At 45.1% G+C, this 22,905-nt stretch carries 20 protein-coding genes, 1 tRNA gene, 1 rRNA gene, 1 other RNA gene and 1 other annotated feature; of the genes, 8 read left to right on the top strand and 15 right to left on the bottom strand.

The features are described from left to right. Positions 1-436 precede the first annotated feature (436 nt). The 5 genes from recR to FQV26_RS18615 all read right to left on the bottom strand — a co-directional run bounded on the left by recR (position 437) and on the right by FQV26_RS18615 (position 5,436). Entirely contained in the window at positions 437-1,033 is a 597-nt protein-coding gene (gene recR / locus FQV26_RS18635; protein WP_008497656.1) for a recombination mediator RecR, read from the bottom strand. A gap of 12 nt (positions 1,034-1,045) precedes the next feature. After that, complete coding sequence (locus FQV26_RS18630) at positions 1,046-1,366, bottom strand: YbaB/EbfC family nucleoid-associated protein (protein ID WP_146559603.1); 321 nt, start codon at positions 1,364-1,366, stop codon at positions 1,046-1,048. Positions 1,367-1,393: 27 nt separating this feature from the next. Beyond that, complete coding sequence (dnaX, locus tag FQV26_RS18625) at positions 1,394-3,127, bottom strand: DNA polymerase III subunit gamma/tau (protein WP_146559601.1); 1,734 nt, start codon at positions 3,125-3,127, stop codon at positions 1,394-1,396. A gap of 167 nt (positions 3,128-3,294) precedes the next feature. Further along, an RNA gene (gene ffs, locus FQV26_RS18620) (signal recognition particle sRNA large type) lies at positions 3,295-3,560 on the bottom strand. A 265-nt stretch (positions 3,561-3,825) separates the two neighbouring features. After that, positions 3,826-5,436: a glutathione ABC transporter substrate-binding protein gene (locus tag FQV26_RS18615; RefSeq protein ID WP_146559599.1), complete on the bottom strand. Its 1,611-nt coding sequence runs from the start codon at positions 5,434-5,436 to the stop codon at positions 3,826-3,828. A gap of 220 nt (positions 5,437-5,656) precedes the next feature. Between FQV26_RS18615 and FQV26_RS18610 the strand changes: the two genes are divergently transcribed. The 6 genes from FQV26_RS18610 (at position 5,657) to FQV26_RS18585 (ending at position 11,013) form a co-directional block, all read left to right on the top strand. Then, positions 5,657-6,727: a M24 family metallopeptidase gene (locus FQV26_RS18610; protein WP_146559607.1), complete on the top strand. Its 1,071-nt coding sequence runs from the start codon at positions 5,657-5,659 to the stop codon at positions 6,725-6,727. Between the two features lie 128 nt (positions 6,728-6,855). Continuing rightward, entirely contained in the window at positions 6,856-7,761 is a 906-nt protein-coding gene (nikC, locus tag FQV26_RS18605; protein ID WP_146559597.1) for a nickel transporter permease, read from the top strand. Between the two features lie 15 nt (positions 7,762-7,776). Further along, on the top strand, positions 7,777-8,724 hold the full coding sequence (locus FQV26_RS18600; RefSeq protein WP_146559595.1) for an ABC transporter permease: 948 nt from the start codon (positions 7,777-7,779) through the stop codon (positions 8,722-8,724). 18 nt (positions 8,725-8,742) lie between these two features. Next, on the top strand, positions 8,743-9,801 hold the full coding sequence (locus FQV26_RS18595) for an ABC transporter ATP-binding protein (protein ID WP_146559593.1): 1,059 nt from the start codon (positions 8,743-8,745) through the stop codon (positions 9,799-9,801). Beyond that, positions 9,746-10,759, top strand: coding sequence for an ABC transporter ATP-binding protein (locus FQV26_RS18590; RefSeq protein ID WP_146559591.1), 1,014 nt, complete (start codon positions 9,746-9,748; stop codon positions 10,757-10,759). The genes FQV26_RS18595 and FQV26_RS18590 overlap by 56 nt, the downstream gene beginning before the upstream one ends. A gap of 161 nt (positions 10,760-10,920) precedes the next feature. Beyond that, positions 10,921-11,013: transfer RNA gene (locus FQV26_RS18585), tRNA-Ser, on the top strand. Positions 11,014-11,209: 196 nt separating this feature from the next. Here FQV26_RS18585 and FQV26_RS18580 read toward each other — a convergent pair. The 3 genes from FQV26_RS18580 to FQV26_RS18570 all read right to left on the bottom strand — a co-directional run bounded on the left by FQV26_RS18580 (position 11,210) and on the right by FQV26_RS18570 (position 13,469). Continuing rightward, positions 11,210-11,878 carry a deoxynucleoside kinase gene (locus FQV26_RS18580; RefSeq protein ID WP_146559589.1) on the bottom strand — a complete coding sequence of 223 codons (669 nt, stop codon included), beginning with the start codon at positions 11,876-11,878 and terminating at the stop codon, positions 11,210-11,212. Continuing rightward, positions 11,875-12,513: a deoxynucleoside kinase gene (locus tag FQV26_RS18575; RefSeq protein ID WP_142830899.1), complete on the bottom strand. Its 639-nt coding sequence runs from the start codon at positions 12,511-12,513 to the stop codon at positions 11,875-11,877. Before FQV26_RS18575 ends, FQV26_RS18580 begins: the two co-directional genes overlap by 4 nt. 95 nt (positions 12,514-12,608) lie before the next feature. Further along, the gene (locus tag FQV26_RS18570; RefSeq protein WP_146559587.1) at positions 12,609-13,469 is read right to left on the bottom strand and encodes a YitT family protein; all 861 of its coding nucleotides are present in this window, start codon (positions 13,467-13,469) and stop codon (positions 12,609-12,611) included. Positions 13,470-13,593: 124 nt separating this feature from the next. Here FQV26_RS18570 and tadA point away from each other — a divergent pair, with 124 nt between their 5' ends. Then, a complete protein-coding gene (gene tadA / locus FQV26_RS18565) occupies positions 13,594-14,085 on the top strand; it encodes a tRNA adenosine(34) deaminase TadA (protein WP_146559585.1) in 492 nt (163 codons plus the stop codon). A 12-nt stretch (positions 14,086-14,097) separates the two neighbouring features. Here the strand turns inward: tadA and FQV26_RS18560 are convergent, their stop codons facing one another. From FQV26_RS18560 to pdxS, 4 genes are all read right to left on the bottom strand, one after another. Then, a complete protein-coding gene (locus FQV26_RS18560; RefSeq protein ID WP_146559583.1) occupies positions 14,098-14,958 on the bottom strand; it encodes an alpha/beta fold hydrolase in 861 nt (286 codons plus the stop codon). A gap of 93 nt (positions 14,959-15,051) precedes the next feature. Next, positions 15,052-16,326, bottom strand: a complete 1,275-nt coding sequence (gene serS / locus FQV26_RS18555; protein WP_146559581.1) for a serine--tRNA ligase — start codon at positions 16,324-16,326, stop codon at positions 15,052-15,054. Positions 16,327-16,385: 59 nt separating this feature from the next. Beyond that, positions 16,386-16,592: a binding site (T-box leader), on the bottom strand. Between the two features lie 32 nt (positions 16,593-16,624). Beyond that, positions 16,625-17,218 (bottom strand): pyridoxal 5'-phosphate synthase glutaminase subunit PdxT, encoded by a 594-nt coding sequence (pdxT, locus tag FQV26_RS18550; RefSeq protein ID WP_146559579.1) that lies wholly within the window; start codon positions 17,216-17,218, stop codon positions 16,625-16,627. A 2-nt stretch (positions 17,219-17,220) separates the two neighbouring features. Beyond that, entirely contained in the window at positions 17,221-18,105 is an 885-nt protein-coding gene (gene pdxS, locus FQV26_RS18545; RefSeq protein WP_146559577.1) for a pyridoxal 5'-phosphate synthase lyase subunit PdxS, read from the bottom strand. 104 nt (positions 18,106-18,209) lie between these two features. Here pdxS and pdxR point away from each other — a divergent pair, with 104 nt between their 5' ends. Further along, positions 18,210-19,604, top strand: coding sequence for a MocR-like pyridoxine biosynthesis transcription factor PdxR (gene pdxR, locus FQV26_RS18540; protein ID WP_146559575.1), 1,395 nt, complete (start codon positions 18,210-18,212; stop codon positions 19,602-19,604). 41 nt (positions 19,605-19,645) lie between these two features. On the opposite strand, the gene FQV26_RS18535 is transcribed toward pdxR, so the two are convergent. The 3 genes from FQV26_RS18535 to rrf all read right to left on the bottom strand — a co-directional run. Then, positions 19,646-20,986, bottom strand: coding sequence for a serine hydrolase (locus tag FQV26_RS18535; RefSeq protein ID WP_397431711.1), 1,341 nt, complete (start codon positions 20,984-20,986; stop codon positions 19,646-19,648). Positions 20,987-21,114: 128 nt separating this feature from the next. After that, the gene (guaB, locus tag FQV26_RS18530) at positions 21,115-22,578 is read right to left on the bottom strand and encodes an IMP dehydrogenase (RefSeq protein WP_146559573.1); all 1,464 of its coding nucleotides are present in this window, start codon (positions 22,576-22,578) and stop codon (positions 21,115-21,117) included. 241 nt (positions 22,579-22,819) lie between these two features. Continuing rightward, positions 22,820-22,905: ribosomal RNA gene (gene rrf / locus FQV26_RS18525) — 5S ribosomal RNA — on the bottom strand; the annotation flags it as partial.

Below are 22,905 nucleotides of genomic sequence, written 5' to 3'. Positions count from 1 at the left end.
CGCATCGCCGTCCGAAGACGCGCGATTCGCTTTGATCTGCATGAGCTGATCAGTAGGTTTGCGCGGGCCGTTTGCGCGGCCGTTGCTGTTTGTTGACGTTTTGCTGTTCAGTTTTCAAGGTTCAGTTTGTTGCGCCGTTCTTGACGACTCCTATGATATTAAAGCATATCTTTCAGACTGTCAACACTTTTGGCAAATAAAATTATATTTGTAAAACATTCATTACAGAATACCGTTTTCCTTCTATAAAGAAGAGATAAAAAAGAAATTAAACGAAAGGCCGTATAAGACCTCTTCACTCAATTTCTTTCTTTTCTTCTTTTCATAAACAGGTGAATCCATCCCTACTTACAATTATACAAGAAACATAATTAATCAGAATATTTACCATTTACCGAAAGCGGAAAGAATTTGTTCATGGCTCTTGCTTTTATAGTTAAAGCTCGCGCCGACCTTCTAATGCTTTCGATAAGGTCACTTCATCGGCATACTCTAAATCGCCGCCTACTGGTAGGCCGTGGGCAATCCGAGTGGTTTTGATTCCTGAAGGTCTTACAAGACGTGAAATATACATCGCCGTCGCTTCACCTTCAATAGTTGGATTTGTTGCCAAAATTAATTCTTCTACTTCTTCATCCTGCAGACGCTTCAGTAAGGATGGCACGTTAATGTCTTCCGGACCAATTCCATCCATTGGAGAAATAGCACCCTGCAACACATGGTACAAACCTTTATAATCGCGCATCTTCTCCATCGCAATTACGTCTTTCGGGTCTTGGACTACACAGATTGTCGTCCGGTCCCGCTGTTGATCCTGACAGATATGACACGGATCTACATCGGTAATATGTCCGCATACTGAGCAGAAACTTAAATTTCGCTTTGCATCGACTAGGGCTTTAGCAAAATCAAGCACCGTGTCTTCTTTCATGCCAAGTACAAAAAATGCCAGTCGAGCCGCTGTTTTCGGCCCGATTCCTGGCAATTTCATGAAACTCTCCATTAATTTCGAAATAGGTTCTGGATAATGCATCTGGTTTACCTCCTAGAACATGCCCGGGAGATTTAGGCCCTTCGTGAATTTCCCCATTGTGGAATTCGCATGTTCATCCGCTTTTTTAAACGCTTCGTTTGTAGCCACAACCAAAAGATCCTGCAGCATCTCAACATCCTCAGGATCTACCACTGTAGGATCCAATACGATATCCAATACTTCTTTATGACCGGATACAGTGACTTTGACCATACCTCCGCCAGCTGCTCCTTCGAATTTCAATGTTCCCAGTTCTTCTTGGGCAACTGCCATCTCTTTTTGCATTTTTTGCATCTGCTTCATCATGCCTTGCATATTTCCTCCACCGCGCATAATTAGTTCCTCCTTAGAATTTTCATTTTAATCGTCATGAACTTCGACAAAGTCTTTTCCGAAAAGACGCTCGGCTTCAGAAATGAACGGATCTTCTTCCGCCACTGCTCCTTCGCCTGAAAACGGATTTTCTTCTTCAGCCTCTGACTGTTTTTCTTCAGTGCCTGCCTTCAACCCGCTTTTATTGATAAATTCTTCACGGATCTTCAACCAACTGGCGTCCGGAACAAAAACCGGTGTATAGGCTTTGCCTGCATACTGCTCCAGCAACTGGCTGAAGGTTGCGGCAAAGGTCTGGTTTTCAGAAGCCATCTGGCAATGAATATCATACTTGAATTTTAACACAAATGCATCCGCTGATGCCGCTACAGGCTCCGCATCATTCAATAAAGCCGAATGCGAACGCTGCAATTGGCTCATCACTGTTGCCCAATTGGTCTTAATGGCTTGAATATCTACCTTGGTTGCATTTTTCAAGACATCTTGAATGCGCCCTGTCGGTATTTTAAAGCCACTTTGTACACGTTGACGTTTTTTCTGTTCAGTCGGTGCCGCTGCTGTGCTGCTGCCCGCTCCATTTTTCACCTGCTGCTGCAATTCACGCACCAGGTTTTCCAGCTGAATAACTTTTGCTTCCAGCTCAGGTGATGCTGCAGAAGCCGAGCTTTGGACCGGGGCGTCTGCCTGCGCCATTTTTAGCAGAGCGGTTTCCATATAGATTTTTGTATGGTTGGAAAACCGCATTTCCTGCTGGGTTTTGGATAAAATATCAATCCAGCTGTAAAGCATTACTGGCTCGAAACGTTTGGCTAGTTCTTCAAAACGCGGTTCATGCGCTGCTAACTCCAACATATCGTGAAGGTCTGGAGCCGTTTGAATCAATAGCAGGTCACGGAAGAACGTAATGAAATCCTCAACCAGCCGCACCGGGTCCTTGCCATCACGCACCAATTGTTCAAGCAGCGTCAACGCCTGGCCAATGTCTTTGGCAAGCAAAGCTTCCGCAATACCGTAAAACATATCCTGGCTGATGGAGCCGGTGACCAATAGCGCATCTTCGACCGTCATCTCGTCGCCGCTGAAGGATACCACCTGATCCAACAGGCTCAACGCATCCCGCATCCCGCCTGAAGCGGCCTGAGCAATGATTTTGAGCACCTGTTCGTTGTAAGGAATCTGGGCATCCGTTAACACTTCCACCATACGTGAAACAATGTCCACTTGTGTATGCGATTTAAAATCAAAGCGCTGGCAGCGGGAAATGATCGTTAAGGGCAGTTTATGAGGCTCTGTCGTCGCCAAAATAAAGACTACATGCTCCGGCGGTTCTTCCAGTGTTTTCAGCAAAGCATTGAAAGCACTGTTTGAAAGCATGTGCACTTCATCGATGATATAAATCTTAAAACGGGAATTAGCCGGCGAAAACCGGACTTTCTCGATAATCTCGCGCATCTCTTCAACACGTGAATTGGAAGCTGCGTCAAATTCGATGACGTCGGTATTGGATCCTTCGTTGATGCTTCTGCAGGAAGCACATTCATTGCATGGTTCCGCTGTCGGAGCCTGTTCACAATTCAACGCTTTGGCAAATATCTTAGCCGCACTGGTCTTTCCTGTACCCCTCGGTCCCGAGAACAAATAAGCATGTGTCGTCTTATTGTAAAGGAGAGCATTTTGAAGGGTCTGTTTGACATGCGTCTGACCTGTCATATCAGAAAAAGACTGTGGTCTGTAAACACGGTAAAAAGCTTGATACGCCAACCTTGTTCTCTCCTTTTAAAGAATCTGTTTTTCGTCCTTTTATTGTATCATAAAAAGCCGGTTCTTCTGAACGATTTCCCCGGCTATCAAGTGACGATTCGGGGAATGAAACAATAAAAAACCTGCCCGCTTCAATAGCGGACAGGCTTGAAATTTATAAATTATTGCCGTGCACCTTTCTTCGACTGCTGCACATAAGCGTTACCCTTGTCGCTGGCTCGATCTAGGCGATCCCGCGGCACATAGAATGTTCCACTTAATGCTGCTTCCTTCCGGACCTGACATGGTTCATGGGATCCCATTGCGCAGGACCCAGATGTCAACACTACGTGCAAGAGGCAGACCTTACATGCAAACAGCCTCAGAAAGGAATTCAGTCCTGCTAAAGCGGATTGCAGGTTACAGGACACCGCTATCTTCCCACCTAGCACGGCATTTACTAGTATACGAATTATTCCCGAAAAAATCAAACGATAAGTTTACTAATAAAACATGAATGTTCGCTTAAACTGGTCTGCTGGAGATTCGCCGTAAAGTGGATCACTATATTTTCTTGCATAGAATAGAGAGTTGATGAGCTTATAGCTGAAGCAGTAAGTTTTAAAAACAAAGTAAAGAATATAAAATTTTTATTTTTCTGCAGAAAAAAATTCGGTCTTGCCTGTAAAGGCAGGACCGAATTGTAGTAGATGAAAAATTTATTGGCTGATGCTTACATCTTTGAGTTTGTAAATACCCGCAGCATCGATATCAAAACCTGACACCGTATCCGCTACACCATTCAAATATTCCTGGTGCAACAAGAACGCCATTGGAGCATCATTGGTCAGAAGTTGTGCAACTTCCGCATAGATTTCTTCACGCTCTTCAGGATCGGTTGCTCTGCGCCCCTCATCAAGCAGCGCATCCACTTCTGGATTGGAGTAGAAAGAGCGGTTCCCCGGATTTCCGATTTGTTCTGTATGGAACAGGCCGTACATTTGATAATCGGCATCGCCTGTCGGGTTAGAATAGCCAAGGATGAACATGTCATGTTCACCAGCAGCTGTCTGATCCAGATAAGCACCGAATTCCAGTACTTCGATAGAAGCTTCAATATTCAATTGAGCCAAAGCTTCCTGCACAAGGACAGCAATTGCTTGACGCTGTGGATTATCATTCGTCCAAATGGTTGTTGTGAAGCCTTCTTCCATTCCCGCTTCTGCCAGAAGGGATCGCGCTTCGTCCATATTGTATTCAATGGTATCAATATCATCCGTGTATCCAAAGATTCCTGGTGCTAATGGCCCGATTGCCGGAATAGCATAGTCTTCATAAATTCCGCTGATAATCGCCTCGCGATCAATTGCGTAGGAAATCGCACGTCTTACTAACGGATCGTCAAACGGTTCCTTCTGCACGTTAAATCCGAGATAAGCCAAGCTGGAAGATGGTGTACGCAATACAGAGGCAACGCCGGAATTTTCTATCCGTGCCACTTCATTCGGTTGAACTGGATCGATGATGTGCACATTTCCGGTTTCAAGATCCGCTGCACGCACTTGAGAATCAGGCACTACTCGGAACGTAACAGAATCTACATTGGCCGGATCGTCCCAATAATCTTCATTTTTCACAAGTCGTATTTCAGAGCCCGCATTCCAGGATTCAAATTTGAAATAGCCGGTTCCGATTGGATTTTCGGAAACTACAGAGAATGGATCTCCTCCATTCGCTATCGCTTCGTAATCGGCTTCGATAGAAGCTGGAGAAATCATCCCCCCACTGTTGTGGGAAAGGTGAGAAAGCAATGGTGAAAATGGGTATTCGGTTGTAATTTCCACTTCATACTCATCAACCACTTCAACATTCGTAATCATCGCAAAGAGATTTGCACGCGGTGAACCCAATTCCTCATCACGGATTCGATCCAAATTCATTTTTACAGCTTCCGCGTTAAACGCTTCTCCGTCATGGAAGGTAACCCCTTCCTGCAATTTGAATGACCAAGTCAGTTCATCAATCGCTTCCCATGACTCTGCAAGGCCAGGAATGATTTCGCTGTTTTCATCTGTCTGGACAAGTGTTTCAAAAATGTTTTCCTGCACCACAGAGGACGGCACGTCATTTGCTCCATGTGGATCCAAAGAAGAAGCATCTGATAAAACTGCCAGAATTAAATCTCCGCCTTGCGCCTCTTCGCCTGTACCGGTAGTGCCTTCTGGATTGCTCTCGCCTTCACTCGAGTCGCTTCCTCCTGCGCATGCAGTCAAAAAAAGAGCCAACATCAATAATAAAACCGGCCAAACTGTTTTTTTCGATAGCGCCATCTTCATTTCATCCCCTTTTAGTTGATTGAATGTTTAAATTTATTAAATTATTTATGATAAAAATATTATCATAATGTCAAATGCTTTACAATAGAAACTAATTATATAAATTTACAATCTTTTTGTTCATATTCTTGTGTAATTACGTAATTTATGCAAATATTCTTATTAACAGACTTTAAAGTTCCTTATTTTGAAAAAGGGAGGAATCGCTTTGATAATGAAACGCAATGAAAACTTACGGAAAGAACTGCAGATGAAAAGCAGCGATGCGGTTTTGATTACTTCTCCGGAAAACCGATTTTATCTTTCTGGATTTAAAGGCTCTAGCGGGGTACTCCTTATCACCCGAGAAAAAAACTACTTGCTGACCGATTTCCGTTATATGGATCAAGCGCGGGAGGAAGCGCCAGATTTTGAAATCATCAATCATGAGCGAAACGTTTATCCAGTCATTATGAGTTACGTCAAAAAGCATACTATACAAAAAATGGGCATTGAATTCGGAAAACTGCCGGTCCAGGACTTTAAAGAAATCGAAAACCTGAATCCTTCTTTAAACTTGTTTAATTGCGAAGAAGCCATATACAAGCTTCGCATGATTAAAGATCAAGAAGAAATTGGTTATTTTAAGAAAGGGATCGCTTTATGTGACCAAGCATTTAATCATATTCTTTCTTTTATTCGGCCCGGTATGTCAGAAAAAGAATTGGGATTGGAACTCGAATTCTTTATGAGAAGAGGTGGTGCAGATGGCATTAAAGAAAATCACGTAATTGCTTCTGGTGAAAGGTCATCCTTGCCCCATGGTCAAGCTACAGGGCGCATTATCAAAAAAGGGGATTTTGTGAAAATGGACATTGGTGCAAAGATAAATGGCTATTACACAGATTTCACAAGAACTGTAGTAATTGGAGAACCTTCTGAAAAGCAGCGGGAAATCTATAACATCGTCCGACAGGCGCAAGAAGTGGCATTAGAAGCCATAGGTCCAGGAAAAGTTTGTTCTGAACTTGATCATTTGGCCCGCTCAGTAATTGCAGAGGCTGGATACGGTGTAAATTTCGGCCACAGCCTTGGCCATTCTATCGGTCTGGCTGTCCATGAAAGTCCGGCCATGCGCGCCACTGACCATACCGTCTTGGAACCGGGCATGGTCATCACAGTGGAACCAGGAATTTATATTCCTGGATTTGGCGGTGTACGCATCGAAGACTTTATCGTGATTACAGAGGACGGCTATGAAAATCTGACAACCGCCACAAAAGAATTACAGATCATCCCCGTCTAATTTTCTTCTTTTTCGTTTATTTATTTGAATAGACCATGGTTGGCACCTATCATTCTTCAAATTAATTTAGTAAAATTAAAAAAACTAATTAGTCAAAATTTTATTTCTATTAAGAAAGGGTGCTTTTCATGAGTGAAGAAACAGTGAACCCCCCCGTCACCACCGAGAAATTAAATCCGCGCCTAGAAAGCTATAAACAATTTTGGCGCAGATTCTTCAAAAACAAAGCGGCCGTCACCGGGGGTGTACTAATCCTTTTAATCATTCTTATGGCCTTTATCGGCCCATGGATTTTGACCACTTTCACTGACTACCGCCCCAATGCAACAGATTTGGGCAATAAGCTGCAAGGACCGTCGGCCGCACATTGGTTCGGTACTGACAGTTACGGGCGGGATATTTTCACGCGTGTAATTTTTGGAACGCGTCTGACCTTATATGTCGGTTTTTTCTCTGTATTCATTGGCGGCGTTGTCGGTGTAATTTTTGGAATCGTCTCCGGTTATTACGGAGGGCGCGTCGACACGATCATCATGCGGTTGATGGATGTTCTTCTCGCTTTCCCTGGTATTTTATTGGCGCTCGCTATTGTAGCGGTATTAGGCGGCAGCCTGACAAATGTTATTATTGCCGTCGGTATATTCTCAGTTCCTGCTTTTGCCCGGGTGGTCCGGGGCTCTACACTATCGGTCCGGAAACTGGAATACATTGATGCCGTCCGAGCGCTTGGGGCATCAGATTTCAGAATTATTTTCAAGCATATCCTGCCCAATATCCTGTCACCAATTATCGTTCAAGCGTCTCTTCGAATCGCTACGGCCATCTTAACCGGAGCCGGACTTGCATTTCTCGGGCTCGGGGCACAACCCCCTGCTCCAGAATGGGGCGCGATGCTCAACGAAGGCCGTCAATACATGTACGAAGCCGGTCACGTGGCATTATTCCCAGGATTGATGATTGTGCTTGTCGTTCTGGCTTTCAACATCTTCGGTGATGGGATACGCGATGCGCTGGATCCAAAAATGAGAAACTAAGGGAGGTGCAAAACCTTGACAAAATACATTATCCGACGTCTTCTCCAGACGATTCCAGTTCTAATCGGGGTGACCATTTTGGTGTTCTCGCTTATGCACCTTGTCCCCGGAGATCCTGCGCAAATTGTTGCTGGTGAAGGTGCGTCTGAACAAACGGTTGAAAATATTCGCGAACGTTTAGGCCTCAACGAATCAATACCGGTACAATACGGTAATTTCCTCGGAAATGCTGTGCAAGGAGATTTGGGCTCTTCCATTCGTTCCGGTCGGCCGGTTATGGAAGAAATCGCCTCCCGCTTTTGGGTCACTTTTGAATTAGCCTTCTACTCAACCATTCTGGCAGTTTTTCTTGGCTTGATCGCCGGAATCGTTTCGGCAGTACGGCATTATACATTGGCCGATACGAGTATTATGATCGTCGCCCTCTTTGGTTTATCCATGCCAAACTTCTGGTTCGGTTTATTGCTGATCCAATGGTTTGCCATAGGAAACTGGATGCCCGAGTCGCTGGAGTTCCTGAAAATGCGCCCTTCCGGCTGGGGAGATTCATGGCGCCAGATCATTTTGCCGGTGGTGACACTTGGAACCGGCGGTGCAGCGATTATTGCCCGTATGACGCGCTCATCGATGCTTGAAGTCGTTGGTCAGGATTACATACGGACTGCACGGGCAAAAGGTGTTTCCGAGCGTTTAGTGACTTATCGTCATGCTCTGAAAAACGCACTGATTCCGGTCGTTACAGTTGTAGGACTTGAATTTGGCGGCTTTCTTGGAGGAGCTGTACTGACGGAAACCATTTTTGCCATTAATGGCATGGGGCGTCTGACAATCGATGCGATCCGCACCCGTGACTTCCCGGTTGTCCAAGGAACCGTGCTGGTCATTTCCGTTATCTTTGTACTGGTTAACCTGATTGTCGATATTTCTTATCGTTTGCTGAATAAACGAATTGATTTGAATTAGAAATGAGGTGTCAACAAAATGAGCGTTCCAGAAATCATATTAGAAGTGAAAAACCTAAAAACGTCATTTGCCACGGATTCCGGCGAAGTTCGTGCTGTTGACGGAGTAAGCTTCAAATTGCCGAAAGGCCAAACAATCGGCATTGTCGGTGAATCCGGCTCCGGGAAAAGCATCACTTCCCTATCCATTCTTCGTTTGCTGGCATCCAACGGAAAAATCAAAGAGGGTGAGGTTCTCTACAAAGGCCAAGATCTGCTGAAGTTTTCGGAAGATCAGATGCGGAAACTGCGCGGCAATGAAATCTCGATGATTTTCCAGGAACCCATGACTTCATTAAATCCGGTTTATACAGTGGGGCAGCAAATTGGCGAAGCTTTGATGCTGCATCAAAACATGTCTAAAAAAGAAGCACATATCCGCTCGGTGGAGTTATTGAAACTTGTCGGCATTCCATCACCCGATAAGCGCGTTAAGAACTATCCCTTCGAACTGTCTGGCGGCATGCGGCAGCGAGTTATGATTGCCATGTCTCTTGCCTGCGACCCCGAGATATTGATTGCAGATGAGCCAACCACCGCGCTTGATGTGACCATACAGGCTCAAATACTGGAGCTGATCAAAGAATTGCAGGACCGGCTTGGCATGTCGGTTGTCTTCATTACACACGATTTAGGAGTTGTCGCGGAAACCTGTGACTACGTAGCGGTGATGTATGCCGGGCAAGTAGTGGAATATGCAGACATCCGCTCCCTTTTCCATTATCCGAAACTACCTTATACCATCGGACTTTTAAAGTCCTTGCCGCGCCATGATATTGAACAGGACAAGCTCGAACCGATCAAAGGCAATGTGCCGAGTCCTCATGATATGCCTGTTGGCTGCCGCTTTTCACCACGCTGCCCCGCTGCAACTGATTTATGCCGGGCGAAAATGCCGCAGCTTGAAACAGACGAAAAAGGCAATCAAGTCCGTTGCTGGATTTATTCAGAAGAATGGGATGGAGAATCGGAGGTGAATATCTATGGAGAAACAAGAATTGCTAAAAGTCGAGGGACTGAAACAGTACTTCCCGATTAAAGGCGGTTTTCTCGGACGCACGGTGAACCATGTAAAAGCTGTAGATGATATCAGCTTTACCGTTTATGAAGGAGAAACTGTCAGCATCGTGGGAGAATCCGGTTGCGGGAAGTCAACGACTGGACGTGCAATTTTACGTTTAGAAGAACCGACGGAAGGCAAAGTGGAATTCCGCGGTGTCAATCTCGCAGATATTTCCAAGCGGCAAATGCGAAATTACCGGAAAGACCTGCAGATTATTTTCCAGGATCCCTATGCTTCGATCAATCCGCGCCAAACCGTAGCCTCTGTCTTAACAGAAGCGATGGAAATACAAAAAGTACTGCCAGCCAATAAACGCCGGCATCGTGTAGAGGAATTATTGGAAACAGTCGGATTGCTGCCTTATCAGGCGGACCGGTTTCCACATGAATTTTCGGGTGGCCAGCGCCAACGGATCGGCATTGCCCGGGCGCTGTCGGTCAATCCGCAATTGATCATCTGTGACGAGGCCGTTTCGGCTTTGGACGTCTCTATACAAGCGCAAGTCTTGAACTTGTTGGAAGAGCTTCAAGAAGAATTCAAACTGACCTATTTGTTCATTTCTCACGATTTGGGCGTTGTCCGCCACATCTCTGATCGCATCATTGTCATGTACCTTGGTAAAATCATGGAGATCGGCGACAAGACCAGCTTATTTGAAAACCCTAAGCATCCGTATACCAAAGCCCTGCTTTCAGCTATTCCTGTACCGGATCCGGACAAAAAGAAAGAACGCATTGTCTTAAGAGGCGATGTTCCTTCTCCGATTGACCCGCCATCCGGCTGCCGCTTCCATACACGCTGTCCGTATGCCACAGCGAAATGCAAAGTGGAGGTACCTGTACTCCGGACTGCTTCTTCCATGAAGGAAGGCCATGAAGCGGCCTGCCATTATATCGAAGAAATCGAATCTGGTGAAAAGCAACCGAATTATTAACTCCTGCCGTACGCATTCGAATGCGTACGGCTCTTTCTTTATCTCGATTGAGCATCACATACCGCTCAGCAACTTTTAGGTCTTTTTAAAAAAATAACTTTTTTTCGTTGAAACTGTTGACGTTCTTTTAAATTCATGATAAATTATTTCTTGTCTGATACGGAGGAATACCCAAGTTTGGCTGAAGGGATCGGTCTTGAAAACCGACAGGGGAGTCAAATCCCGCGGGGGTTCGAATCCCTCTTCCTCCTCCATTTTTTGAATTTACACGCGCATATAAATTCGAGATTGGATTCGTTACGCAAGTAACGAATTTTTCTTAACACTTGCATGTCTGATTATTTCGATATAGAGTACCGGAAGGCTTTTGCCTTTCGTTTTTTTTATGCCTTCTTTTATTTCCCGGGAAATATGAATAAAACCCTTGAGCATTGCTGCTCAAGGGTTTCTTTATTTGCGTAGAATCGAAGTCTGCTTCATAAAGCTGCCAATGCGCTCGACGATTTGTTCGGAACAATCCGGGTCGTTCATCAAATCGTAATCGTTGATATTCAGGCGCAATACAGGGCATCCATTAAAGGAATTAATCCAATTTTCATAACGCTGATGCATTTCCAGCCAGTAATCCACTGGCGTCTGCTGCTCCATAGCACGGCCGCGTTCTTGAATACGGGACAAAATATCTTCAATGGAACCCTCCAGGTAAATAAGCAAATCCGGATGAGGGAAATAAGGCGTCATGACCATTGCTTCGAACAAATTAGTGTAAGTCTCGTAGTCCACATTGTTCATCGTGCCTTTTTCCCAATGCATTTTCGCAAAAATACCGGTATCTTCATAGATTGAACGGTCTTGGATAAATCCGCCCCCATATTCGAACATCCGCTTCTGCTCTTTAAAGCGTTCGGCCAGGAAATAAATCTGCAAATGGAAGCTCCATTTCTCAAAATCCTCGTAAAACAAATCTAAGTATGGGTTAGTATCCACATTTTCAAACGACGTGCGGAATTGCAGCGCATCCGCCAAAGCCTTCGTCATCGTGGATTTTCCGACACCCACTGTACCGGCTATCGTAATTACAGCATTCTGTGGAATACCGTATTTTTCTCGTAAGTTCATAAGGTCAAACTCCTCTTTTGTAAAGTTCCATCCACTTTATCCAGAATCAGCTGAAGGTCACCGCTGTTTTGAACAAAGTCGATTTCATCACCATTAAAGCGCAACACAGGTATTTCTGGATGCTCCCGCTCAAATCGTTCAATGAACTCGTGGTAATCGGCAGCAAGCTGCTCCATATATTCCGGCGTAATCATTTGTTCGAATTCACGGCCGCGCAATTTGATGCGCTTCATCAATGTATCCAAGCTGGCATGCAGGTAGATGACCATATTCGGTTTCGGCATGTCAACTGTCAGGATCTTGTAAATGGCTTCATACTTAGCGTATTCAGCTTCCGGCAATGTACGCTTCGCAAAGATAAGGTTTTTGAAGATATGGTAATCCGCTACGACCGGCTCCCGATTTGAAATAAACTTCTTCTGGATATCCGCCAATTGCTTATAGCGATTGCATAAGAAAAACATCTCTGTCTGAAAACTCCACTCTTCTATATCTTCGTAAAATTTATTTAAAAACGGGTTTTCGTCAACAATTTCTTTCAACAGCTGAAATTGATTTTGATCGGCGAGTGCTTTGGTCAGCGAAGTCTTCCCAACACCAATCGGACCTTCTACCGTGATGAATGGCACCGGCATGCGAAGTCCTCCTTTTTCGATTCAAGTAAATTGCAATGCCATTTATTTTAACATACCGCCTCAGTTAAAAGTAGAGTGAAAAATCGACATTCTGATTAATGGATTGGCGCTTTAAAAGTTCCGCCATGGACTTCCTGAGTCGCCATGATAGTCAAAAAGGCTTTGGAATCTATGTCTGCTACAATCTGTTTAAGCTTGGTGATTTCAAGACGGGTGACCACCACATAAATCACGTCTTTTGGCGAGTTAAGATAGCCCCCTTTGCCATGCAGTTTGGTAAAGCTTCTGCCCAAACGATCATTGATGGCCAAACCGATTTCTTCATACTCTTCCGATATGATCAGCACCGCTTTTGTATCATCCAAGCCTTGTATGACCACATCGATGGTTTTTGATGCAATATAATAGGTTAGAATCGAATACATGGCCTGCTCCATACCCAGGACAAATGCAGCCCACCCAAAAATGAAAACATTGAAGAACATGACAAATTCACCGACCGAAAACGGCAATTTCTTTGTCAATAAAATCCCGAGAATCTCCGTTCCGTCCAGTGCACCGCCGTTGCGGATGACAATGCCGACACCTGCCCCGAGAAGCAGCCCCCCAAATACGGTCGCAAGAAGCGGATCTTCCACAAATGGTTCAATCTTATGCATAGGAATTTCAATCAGCGCTAACGCAACAATGGCAAAAATAGAAGAGATAAAAAAATTGCGGCCGATATGTTTATAGCCAAAATACAGAAACGGCAAGTTGATGGCGACCAGCAATACGCCAAAAGGAATCACAGTCAAATAATCCAATATCAAAGAAATACCGATAATTCCACCGTCAATGATTGCATTCGGTACCAGAAATAACTCGATGGCAGCAGCTGCCATTGTGGCGCCGATGAAAATAAAAATAAAACGGATCGTAAAATGCAGCGGCTTTTCCTTTTTATGTTGTTTCATCCCATGAATCACTCCCTACTCTCGTCTCTTCATTTTACGCTGTTCTCTGGTTTTTGTCTGCCTGGCTTTTTTCAGTCTTTTTTGTTGTTCGAAATGCTACACTATAAACAAGGAGCGATGCATCATGAACGGAATGGAAAAAGATCATTTTTATATGGGGTTGGCAATTGAAGAAGCAGAAAAAGCAGGTGCTAAAGGAGAAGTCCCAATCGGTGCTGTCGTCGTCTATCAAGACCAGGTAATTGCGCGTGCCCACAACCTTCGGGAAACGACGCAAAATGCAGTCACTCATGCTGAATTATTAGCGATTCAGCAGGCTTGTCAGCATCTCGGCAATTGGCGGTTGGAGGACACAAAGATTTACGTTACGTTAGAGCCCTGTCCAATGTGTGCAGGCGCTATACTGCAATCTAGAATCCCCCATGTAGTCTATGGAGCGCGTGATGCCAAAGCCGGTTCCGTGGATTCCTTGTATCGGCTGCTAAACGATGAGCGCTTTAATCATCAATGCCAAGTAACAGAAAATGTCCTTGCTGAAGAATGCGGACAGCTGCTGACACAGTTTTTCCGGAATCTGCGGGAAGCCAAAAAACAAAAGCGGAAGACCCAATCATAGGGTCTTCCGCTTTTATTCGCTGATGAATTGCTCAATCAGCCGATTGACAATTTCCGGCTGCTCATGCTGAATCCAATGAGTGGCTTCTCCAACAAAGGCCAAATTGACTTCTTCGCAAAAAGACATGCTTTCTTTCGCTAGCATGGGCGACAAGAACTGATCACCCAGCCCCCAAATGATTCTGACTGGCACTTTAATCTTCGTCTCGGGCACTTGTCTCAAACTGCCTCTTCTTATAGCCCTGTACCAATTAAGCATTGCTGTCAGTGCATCGGATTGCGACCATGCTGCTTTGTATTGCTCAATTTCCTGTTTTGAAAAAGTGTCCGGCTTGCTGGTCTGTTCGATGCTATGCTGCATCGTTTTGAACTCTCCCATTCCGAGAGCCTTCTCAGGCAGATTAGGCAGCTGGAAAAAGGCGATATAGGAACTTTTCATCCACTGCAATGGATTTTTCTTCAGTACCCTTGGCATAGCTTTAGGATGCGGGATGTTCAATACAATGAGTTTTTCTACGTATTCAGGGCGTGTTGCCGCCAAATGCCAGGCCACGGCGCCTCCCCAATCATGTCCAATGACAATGGCCGTCTCTTTTTTAAAATATTCGATGATGCCGATTACATCATCCCGCAGGTGATCAACCGTATAATTGTCAATGCCATCCGGCTTATCACTTAAATTGTAGCCCCTCTGATCAGGTGCTACTACCCTGTATCCTTTTTCCGCAAGAGGCTGAATTTGGTTTTTCCAACCAAACCAAAACTCCGGAAAGCCGTGCAGCAATATAACTAAAGGTCCTTCTTCTGGGCCTGCTTCAGCTATATGGAGTTTGATGCCGTTCGTCTCAATATATCGAAAGCTCAGGTTTTCCATGACAATAACTCCTTCCTCTCTTTCTCTTTATCTATTCCTTACCCTTTTCTCCAAATAAAAAGCTCAAAAGCAAATTGCTTTTGAGCCTTTTTGTTACTTGATGACCGTTTTTCCGCCCATATAAGGCTGCAGCACTTCCGGAATCTTGACTGAACCGTCTTCCTGCTGACAATTTTCAAGCAAAGCTGCTACAGTCCGGCCAATGGCCAGTCCGCTGCCATTCAAGGTATGAACGAATTCAGGTTTGCCGGTAGTTTCCCGGCGGAATTTAATATTTGCACGTCTTGCTTGAAAATCTTCAAAATTACTGCAAGAAGAAATTTCCCGGTATGTGTCCTGGCTTGGAATCCAGACTTCGATATCGTATTTCTTGGCAGCTGTGAAGCCAAGATCGGCTGTACACATCTTCAGAACGCGGTAAGGCAAGCCTAAAAGCTGCAGCACTTTCTCGGCATGTCCGGTCAATTTCTCCAATTCTTCATAAGAATCCTCCGGCTTTACAAAGCGTACCAGTTCGACTTTATTGAATTGGTGCTGTCTGATTAACCCACGCGTGTCCCGCCCCGCAGAACCCGCTTCAGAGCGGAAATTCGCGCTATAAGAAGCAAACCCCTGCGGCAGCATATCCGCTGTGAGAATTTCATCACGATAGAAGTTAGTGACCGGTACTTCTGATGTTGGAATCAGGAAGTAATCCTCTTTCTCCACTAAAAAAGCATCTTCTTCGAACTTCGGCAATTGTCCCGTACCAGTCAAGCTTTCCCGGTTGACCAGGTAAGGCGGAAGAATTTCTTCGTAGCCGTGCTCTTCCTGGTGAAGGTCCATCATAAAGTTGATCAAAGCTCGTTCCAGTCGTGCCCCAAGCCCCCGGTAGAAGACAAAGCGGCTCCCGGTCACTTTAGCTGCACGTTCAAAATCAATGATGTTTAAATCAGTCCCGAGATCCCAATGCGGCTTTACTTCGAATCCGAATTCGGGTTTGTCGCCCCAAGTGCGAATTTCTTCGTTATCGTCTTCTGAATCACCGAACGGAACGCTGTCATGCGGAATGTTCGGCACACGCATCATGATATAGTTCAAGCTTTCTTCCACTTCCCGAAGCTCTTCATCAATGGCTTTGATCCCTTCTCCGACTTCGCGCATTTTTGCAATGGCTTCGTCCGCGTTTTCTTTTGCCCGTTTCATGGCGGCGATGTTTTGAGACGCTTCGTTGCGCTCCGCTTTTAATTTTTCGGTCTGCGCAATCAACTCGCGCCGTTTCAAATCCAATCCTTCAAAATTATCAAGCACTGAAATATCTTCTCCGCGCTTTGCCAGTTTGGCTTTTACTTCTTCAAAATTCGCACGTACAAAACGAATATCCAACATAGTGTTTCCTCCTCGAATTTTTATAAAAAAAGACAACAAAAATAGCCCCCATCCCTTGGTAAAGGGACGAGAGCTACCCGCGTTGCCACCCTGATTGATCGGCATAAGCCAATCCTCTTCATCACATAACGGCATTAAAACCGGCAATGGCTTTTTTCGCCATGCAACTCCGGGGCGGATTCAAACGCGTTTTTCACCGGTTCGCACCAACCACCGGCTCTCTTTGGAAAAACAATCGCTTTACTAATTCCCATCAACGTTTCTTCTTTGAAATTAATCATACTTTACTATATATTGATTAATTTGGCAAGAGAAGGTCTGACTTGTGCGGAATCATACTCAAAAAATACTCAGTGATGCGGTGATCGTCAGTCAATTCCGGGTGGAAGGAACAGCCCAAAAACCGGCCGCTTTTTGCCATAACGATTTTCCCGTCATGAACGCATAACACTTCAGCAGATGGTCCAGCACTGACAATATGCGGAGCCCGGATAAAGACCGCTTCAAAAGCTCCATCCAAGCCTTTGATTTCAAGCGGCGCTTCAAAGCTGTCCACTTGCCGACCAAACGAATTCCGCTCAACTGCAACGTCCATGACACCCAGATGTGCTTCCTCGAAACCGGCCACTGTCTTAGCCAACAGAATCAATCCTGCACAGGTGCCGAACATCGGTTTACCGGTTGCGGCAAAGTCCCGAAGCGGCTCCATTAAGCCATAACGATCGATCAAACGACGCATAGCCGTGCTTTCACCACCCGGCAAAATCAACGCGTCCAGCGATTCAAGATCTTTTGGCCATTTTACAGAAACAGCTTCCGCTCCGCATGCTGTGATCGACTGAAGATGCTCCCGAATTGCCCCTTGCAAAGCCAGAACTCCGACTCTTTTCATCTTTACCAGCCTCGCTCCTGCATACGTTCTCCTGCAGCAATCGTAGACATCTCAATGCCTTTCATCGCAATGCCGAGGTCTTTGGACAGCTCTGCAATCAATTGATAATCTTGGTAATGGGTAGTTGCCTCCACAATCGCCCGTGCAAAACGTTCAGGTTGATCTGACTTGAAGATACCCGAACCAACGAATACACCGTCAGCTCCCAATTCCATCATCAAAGCAGCATCCGCCGGAGTTGCAACTCCGCCAGCCGCAAAATTGACTACCGGCAAGCGGCCTAAACTTTTCACTTCTTTCAGGAATTCATAAGAAGCTCCTAAGTTACGAGCTTCTGTCATCAATTCATCTTCACTCATCGTAATTACTTTCCGCACCTCCGCATTCACCTGGCGCAAATGACGGACCGCTTCTACGATATTACCTGTTCCGGGTTCACCTTTTGTGCGCAGCATGGAAGCTCCTTCACCAATTCGGCGCGCGGCTTCGCCCAAGTTCCGGCAGCCGCAGACAAATGGCACTGTATATTGATTTTTCAATAAATGAAATTCTTCGTCTGCTGGCGTCAGCACTTCACTTTCATCTATGTAATCGACACCCATCGCTTCCAGGATGCGTGCTTCTACAATATGGCCAATGCGGGCTTTCGCCATGACCGGAATCGATACGGCCTTCATCACTTCTTCCGTAATGCGCGGGTCTGCCATGCGAGCAACTCCGCCGTCTCTCCGGATGTCGGAAGGAACACGTTCAAGTGCCATTACTGCAGTGGCACCTGCAGCTTCAGCTATGCGCGCCTGTTCCGCATTGACCACATCCATGATCACTCCGCCTTTTTGCATTTCGGCCATTCCTCTTTTTACACGATCTGTTCCATGTTGGCTCATTTAATAATTCCTCCTATTTGTTGATAAATTCAGTATAATAGAGATTGACCATATAAAAAGACTCAGTTCTATTCATTTCAATAGGGTCAGTTGGAGGAAACCATATGGATATGCTTATGTTTCAACTTCAAAAACAGTCACCAATACCACTTTACAAGCAGCTTTACCGTGAAATAAAAAAAGCCATCATTGATGGCACTATACTTGTCGATACCAAATTGCCCAGCAAGCGGAAACTGGCGGACTATCTGCATATTAGCCAAACGACTGTTGAACTCGCCTATGCTCAGCTGGTCGCTGAAGGGTTTATTGAATCACGGCCGCGCAGAGGGTTTTATGCCCAGCCTGTTGAAGAACTGGCTTATTTGGACGTCTCTCATGACGAGCCAGTTATCAAAGAAACCACTTCCTACAAAGTGGATTTCAACTCTGGCAGCATTGATACCCGCTCTTTTCCATTTGTCACCTGGCGCAAGCTGACACGCGATATACTGGATGAATCCAATCATGAATTGTTATTATCCGGCCATCCTCAAGGAGATGATGCCCTGCGTCAGGAAATTACCCGTTATCTGTATCAATCCCGCGGGGTTGTCTGTGATGCAGAACAGATTGTCATCGGCTCCGGGACCGAACAATTATTGCCGCTGTTGATTCGTCTGCTCGATAAAACGCTTGTTTATGGCTATGAGAATCCGGGGTATGCGTTGACCCATAGTATTTTCAGCCATCATGACCGTCAGGCAATACCTATCGAGCTGGACCAAGACGGCATCAATGTCAGTGAGTTGGAAGCTTCCGCTGTAGATGTCGCCTATGTCACACCTTCTCATCAGTTTCCGTCAGGATCTGTCCTAAGTGCCACCAAACGAGCGCAATTGCTCAACTGGGCCGCCGCTAAACCCGAGCGCTACATTATCGAAGACGATTACGACAGTGAATTCCGTTACACGAGCCGGCCCATTCCTGCTTTGCAGAGCATGGATTTGAGCGATCGGGTCATCTACATCAGTACTTTTTCCAAATCACTTATGCCTTCCCTGCGCATTGCCTACATGGTTTTGCCCAAACGGCTGCTGCGGCCCTATCAGCAAACATTTTTTCATTACTCTTCGTCAGTTCCAAGACATGATCAGCAGCTGGTCGCCAAGTTTATGAAAGATGGCCACTTCGCACGCCACTTGAACCGCATGCGCAAATTGTATCAGAAGAAAATCAAACAACTAAGCGCATCATTGGCTTTATTTGCTCCGGCCGTCACAGTCTCGGGTGAACAGGCAGGTATGCATATTGTGCTGACCATTCAAACCACTTTGAGTGAAAATGAGCTGGTAAAACGGGCAAAACAAGCTGGCATCCGCGTCACCGGCATGCAATCCTACGATGTCCATAAACGAGAGAGTTTACAGCCGAAAATTGTTTTGGGATTCGGCGGACTATCGGAGGAAGAGATCCACTCCGGCATTATTGAATTAATGGCCAGTTGGGAAATCCATTAAAAAAAAGCCGTTTATCTTTTTAGGATGAACGGCTTTCGCTATTAAAATAAACCTTTAACAAAAGTACCTGCATCGTCCCATAGAGAAGACAAGTAACTTCCGGCACTGCGCATCGACAAAGACAGCCAATTGGCCCGTTCTACAGCTTCAATAGTTGCCACTTCGATTTCATTGGTGCTGCCGTTTAAAAAGCCGTATTCCGTTCCATCTGCTTTCGTCAGCTGGAGCTTTCCTACAACTAGATCCTTTTCGATCCCGGCTTCCAATTTGCCATTTTCCACAACTGATTCGTCCAAGAGCAATTCCGGTTGATATAATTCCTTATCGGCTGTTCGAATCATCATCGTCACCGGCTCTTTTACTGCAATCGCCACTTCTTCTTCTACGCCTTTTTCAACTGCTAAAGTTTCCTGCCCTTCAACCTGATAGCCTGCAGGAATGATTTCTTCTTTCGTAAATTGACCAAAACCAAAATCGAATAATGCACGTGTCGCATCAAATCGAGCCTTGTAAGACCCTGCGCCTTCATTGTCCACTGCTCCCATGACAACCGCTATAAAACGCGTGTCTTCACGTTTCGCCGTTCCTGCAAACGAATAGCCTGCAAAATCCGTACTTCCTGTTTTTAAGCCATCTACGCCTTCATATTCATAGATCAATCCTGGCAGCATCGAATTCCAGTTTTCCATCCGTGTTTCATCCGCAGTTCCTTCGCGAAAATTCATCACTGGAATTTTTGTCGTTTCCAATACTTCCGGATAATCGTCCAGCAGAATCTTTGTCATTTTGGCAACTGAACGCGCCGTCATGATGTTCTCATCTGCTTCGTCGGTGCCTTCCGGATGCATGCCCATCAAACTTGAATTACTAAGGCCTGTTGAATTGACGAATGTTGTTTCCTCTAAGCCCATTTCCTCTGCTTTTTTATTCATCAGGCGAACAAATTCACTTTCAGTTCCGGCAATTGTCTCTGCTATGCCGATAGTTGCTGCATTCGCTGAAAAAATAGCCATCGCTTCGTACAATTCTTTGATCGTGTAAGCACCGTCTTCACGCAACGGTACATTGCTCAAACGCATATCCTGGGATATCCGGTATGTGTAATCCGTCACTTCGTATTCCTGGTCCCACGTAATCCGGCCTTCTTCAATTGCTTCGAACAATAAATATTCCGTCATCATCTTTGTCATGCTGGCAACCCCTAAAGGCTTTTCAGCATTTTTCTCGTAAAGAATTTTACCCGTTTCAGCATCCACCAAAATAGCAGCTTCTGCCATTATATTCAGTGATTCTTCCGCTTGTGCTTTCTGCGGAACAACAGCAGTCAATGTCAGTACAGCCATGAAAGCCAGTAATACACCTTTATTAAAAACCTTTTTCACTAGTTTGAATACCTCCGTCTATAAGATTCCACATGCTATTTTATCATATTCTTTGGACCTAAAAATAAAAACATGAAAAAAGCACCTTTTCCATCAGTTAATTGATGGAAAAGGTGCTGAAAGATACATCAAATTGAGTAGTTAGGCGATTCTTTAGTGATCTGCACATCATGCGGATGACTTTCGCGCAATCCTGCGCCCGTCATACGAATAAATTGTGCTTCTTCACGCAATGTCTGTAAATCTTTTGTTCCGCAATAACCCATTCCTGCACGGATGCCGCCAAGCAATTGATGGATCGTATCAGAAAGCTGCCCTTTATATGGCATGCGGCCTTCAATGCCTTCCGGAACTAATTTTTTCGCATCGTCCTGGAAATAACGGTCTTTTGAGCCTTTTTCCATGGAAGCAATCGATCCCATGCCGCGGTATGTTTTAAACTGACGGCCTTGGAAAATTTCAGTTTCTCCTGGGCTTTCAGTGGTACCTGCCAATAGACTGCCGAGCATAACGACGTGTCCGCCAGCTGCCAATGCTTTGATAATATCTCCGGAATATTTGATTCCGCCATCGGCGATAATCGCTTTACCATACTTGCGTGCTTCCGTAGCGCAGTCATAAACGGCCGTAATTTGAGGAACACCGACACCTGCCACCACTCGTGTCGTGCAGATAGATCCAGGGCCAATTCCGACTTTGACCACATCAGCGCCAGCTTCAATCAAAGCTTTTGTCCCTTCAGCAGTCGCTACGTTTCCAGCAATGATCGCCAATTCCGGGTACTCGGAACGAATCTGTTGTACCATGCCCAAAACACCTGCTGAATGGCCGTGAGCCGTGTCCAAAACGATGACATCAACAGAAGCTTTTACCAGCTGTTCAACACGCTTCATTGTGTCTGAAGTGACGCCAACTGCAGCGCCTACAAGTAAACGGCCGTGCTGATCTTTAGCAGCATTCGGGAATTCAATCACTTTTTCAATATCTTTAATGGTAATTAATCCTTTTAGCACGCCTTTATCATCGACTATCGGCAATTTTTCAATTTTGTATTGCTGCAGAATTTTTTCAGCGTCTTCCAACGTAGTTCCTACAGCCGCAGTGACTAACTTCTCTTTTGTCATGACATCATTGATTTTCAAAGAGTAATCTTGAATAAAGCGCAAATCACGGTTCGTGATGATTCCCACAAGCTTTAGTTCTTCTTCATTATTCACAATCGGCACACCTGAAATCCGATATTTGCCCATTAAGTGTTCTGCATCATAAACCTGATGTTCTGGAGTTAAAAAGAAAGGATCGGTAATAACGCCATTCTCTGAGCGTTTTACAGTAACAACCTGTTCAGCTTGTTCTTCAATGCTCATATTCTTATGAATGACTCCTAATCCGCCTTGGCGAGCCATAGCAATAGCCATCTTAGCTTCCGTTACTGTATCCATACCTGCACTGATCACTGGAATTTTCAACTTAAGGGTTGGGGTTAACTCAACTGCCAAATCAATATCTTTCGGTAAAACTTCCGAATGAGCTGGGACAAGCAATACATCATCAAACGTTAAGCCTTCTTTTACAAATTTCGATTCCCACATAGGTAGACGCGCCTCCTGCTTCCTTTTAAATATTATTGTAAGGTTATCAGCGCGGATATGGTGTGTCAAGAAACTGACAAAAGAAAAACTATTTAGAATAATTAAATATGGTTTTTAAAGTAAGTTCTTTTTTGGGGACAAGAAATTTTATCCTGTAAAGAATAGATTAATCTAGTATCAATATCCTTCTCAGCAAAACAAAAAAAGCCGTTACCGGAATCGGTAACGACTTCTTTTCTATGCCCAGCGACGTCCTACTCTCACAGGGGGAGACCCCCAACTACCATCAGCGCAAAAGAGCTTAACTGCCGTGTTCGGGATGGGAAC

Origin of the sequence: Planococcus sp. CPCC 101016, assembly GCF_007859295.1 — a bacterium.
GTDB lineage: Bacteria > Bacillota > Bacilli > Bacillales_A > Planococcaceae > Planococcus.
The sequence above is the reverse complement of the archived record's forward strand: the minus strand, read 5'-3'. Positions and strand labels throughout refer to the sequence as shown.

Excerpts from the sequence above, each read along its gene's own strand:
- recR (WP_008497656.1), bottom strand. The coding sequence starts at position 1,033 with ATGCATTATCCAGAACCTATTTCGAAATTAATGGAGAGTTTCATGAAA.
- FQV26_RS18630 (WP_146559603.1), bottom strand. The coding sequence starts at position 1,366 with ATGCGCGGTGGAGGAAATATGCAAGGCATGATGAAGCAGATGCAAAAA.
- FQV26_RS18615 (WP_146559599.1), bottom strand. The coding sequence starts at position 5,436 with ATGGCGCTATCGAAAAAAACAGTTTGGCCGGTTTTATTATTGATGTTG.
- FQV26_RS18610 (WP_146559607.1), top strand. The coding sequence starts at position 5,657 with ATGAAACGCAATGAAAACTTACGGAAAGAACTGCAGATGAAAAGCAGC.
- nikC (WP_146559597.1), top strand. The coding sequence starts at position 6,856 with ATGAGTGAAGAAACAGTGAACCCCCCCGTCACCACCGAGAAATTAAAT.
- FQV26_RS18595 (WP_146559593.1), top strand. The coding sequence starts at position 8,743 with ATGAGCGTTCCAGAAATCATATTAGAAGTGAAAAACCTAAAAACGTCA.
- FQV26_RS18590 (WP_146559591.1), top strand. The coding sequence starts at position 9,746 with ATGGAGAAACAAGAATTGCTAAAAGTCGAGGGACTGAAACAGTACTTC.
- FQV26_RS18580 (WP_146559589.1), bottom strand. The coding sequence starts at position 11,878 with ATGAACTTACGAGAAAAATACGGTATTCCACAGAATGCTGTAATTACG.
- FQV26_RS18575 (WP_142830899.1), bottom strand. The coding sequence starts at position 12,513 with ATGCCGGTGCCATTCATCACGGTAGAAGGTCCGATTGGTGTTGGGAAG.
- FQV26_RS18570 (WP_146559587.1), bottom strand. The coding sequence starts at position 13,469 with ATGAAACAACATAAAAAGGAAAAGCCGCTGCATTTTACGATCCGTTTT.
- tadA (WP_146559585.1), top strand. The coding sequence starts at position 13,594 with ATGAACGGAATGGAAAAAGATCATTTTTATATGGGGTTGGCAATTGAA.
- FQV26_RS18560 (WP_146559583.1), bottom strand. The coding sequence starts at position 14,958 with ATGGAAAACCTGAGCTTTCGATATATTGAGACGAACGGCATCAAACTC.
- serS (WP_146559581.1), bottom strand. The coding sequence starts at position 16,326 with ATGTTGGATATTCGTTTTGTACGTGCGAATTTTGAAGAAGTAAAAGCC.
- pdxT (WP_146559579.1), bottom strand. The coding sequence starts at position 17,218 with ATGAAAAGAGTCGGAGTTCTGGCTTTGCAAGGGGCAATTCGGGAGCAT.
- pdxS (WP_146559577.1), bottom strand. The coding sequence starts at position 18,105 with ATGAGCCAACATGGAACAGATCGTGTAAAAAGAGGAATGGCCGAAATG.
- pdxR (WP_146559575.1), top strand. The coding sequence starts at position 18,210 with ATGGATATGCTTATGTTTCAACTTCAAAAACAGTCACCAATACCACTT.
- guaB (WP_146559573.1), bottom strand. The coding sequence starts at position 22,578 with ATGTGGGAATCGAAATTTGTAAAAGAAGGCTTAACGTTTGATGATGTA.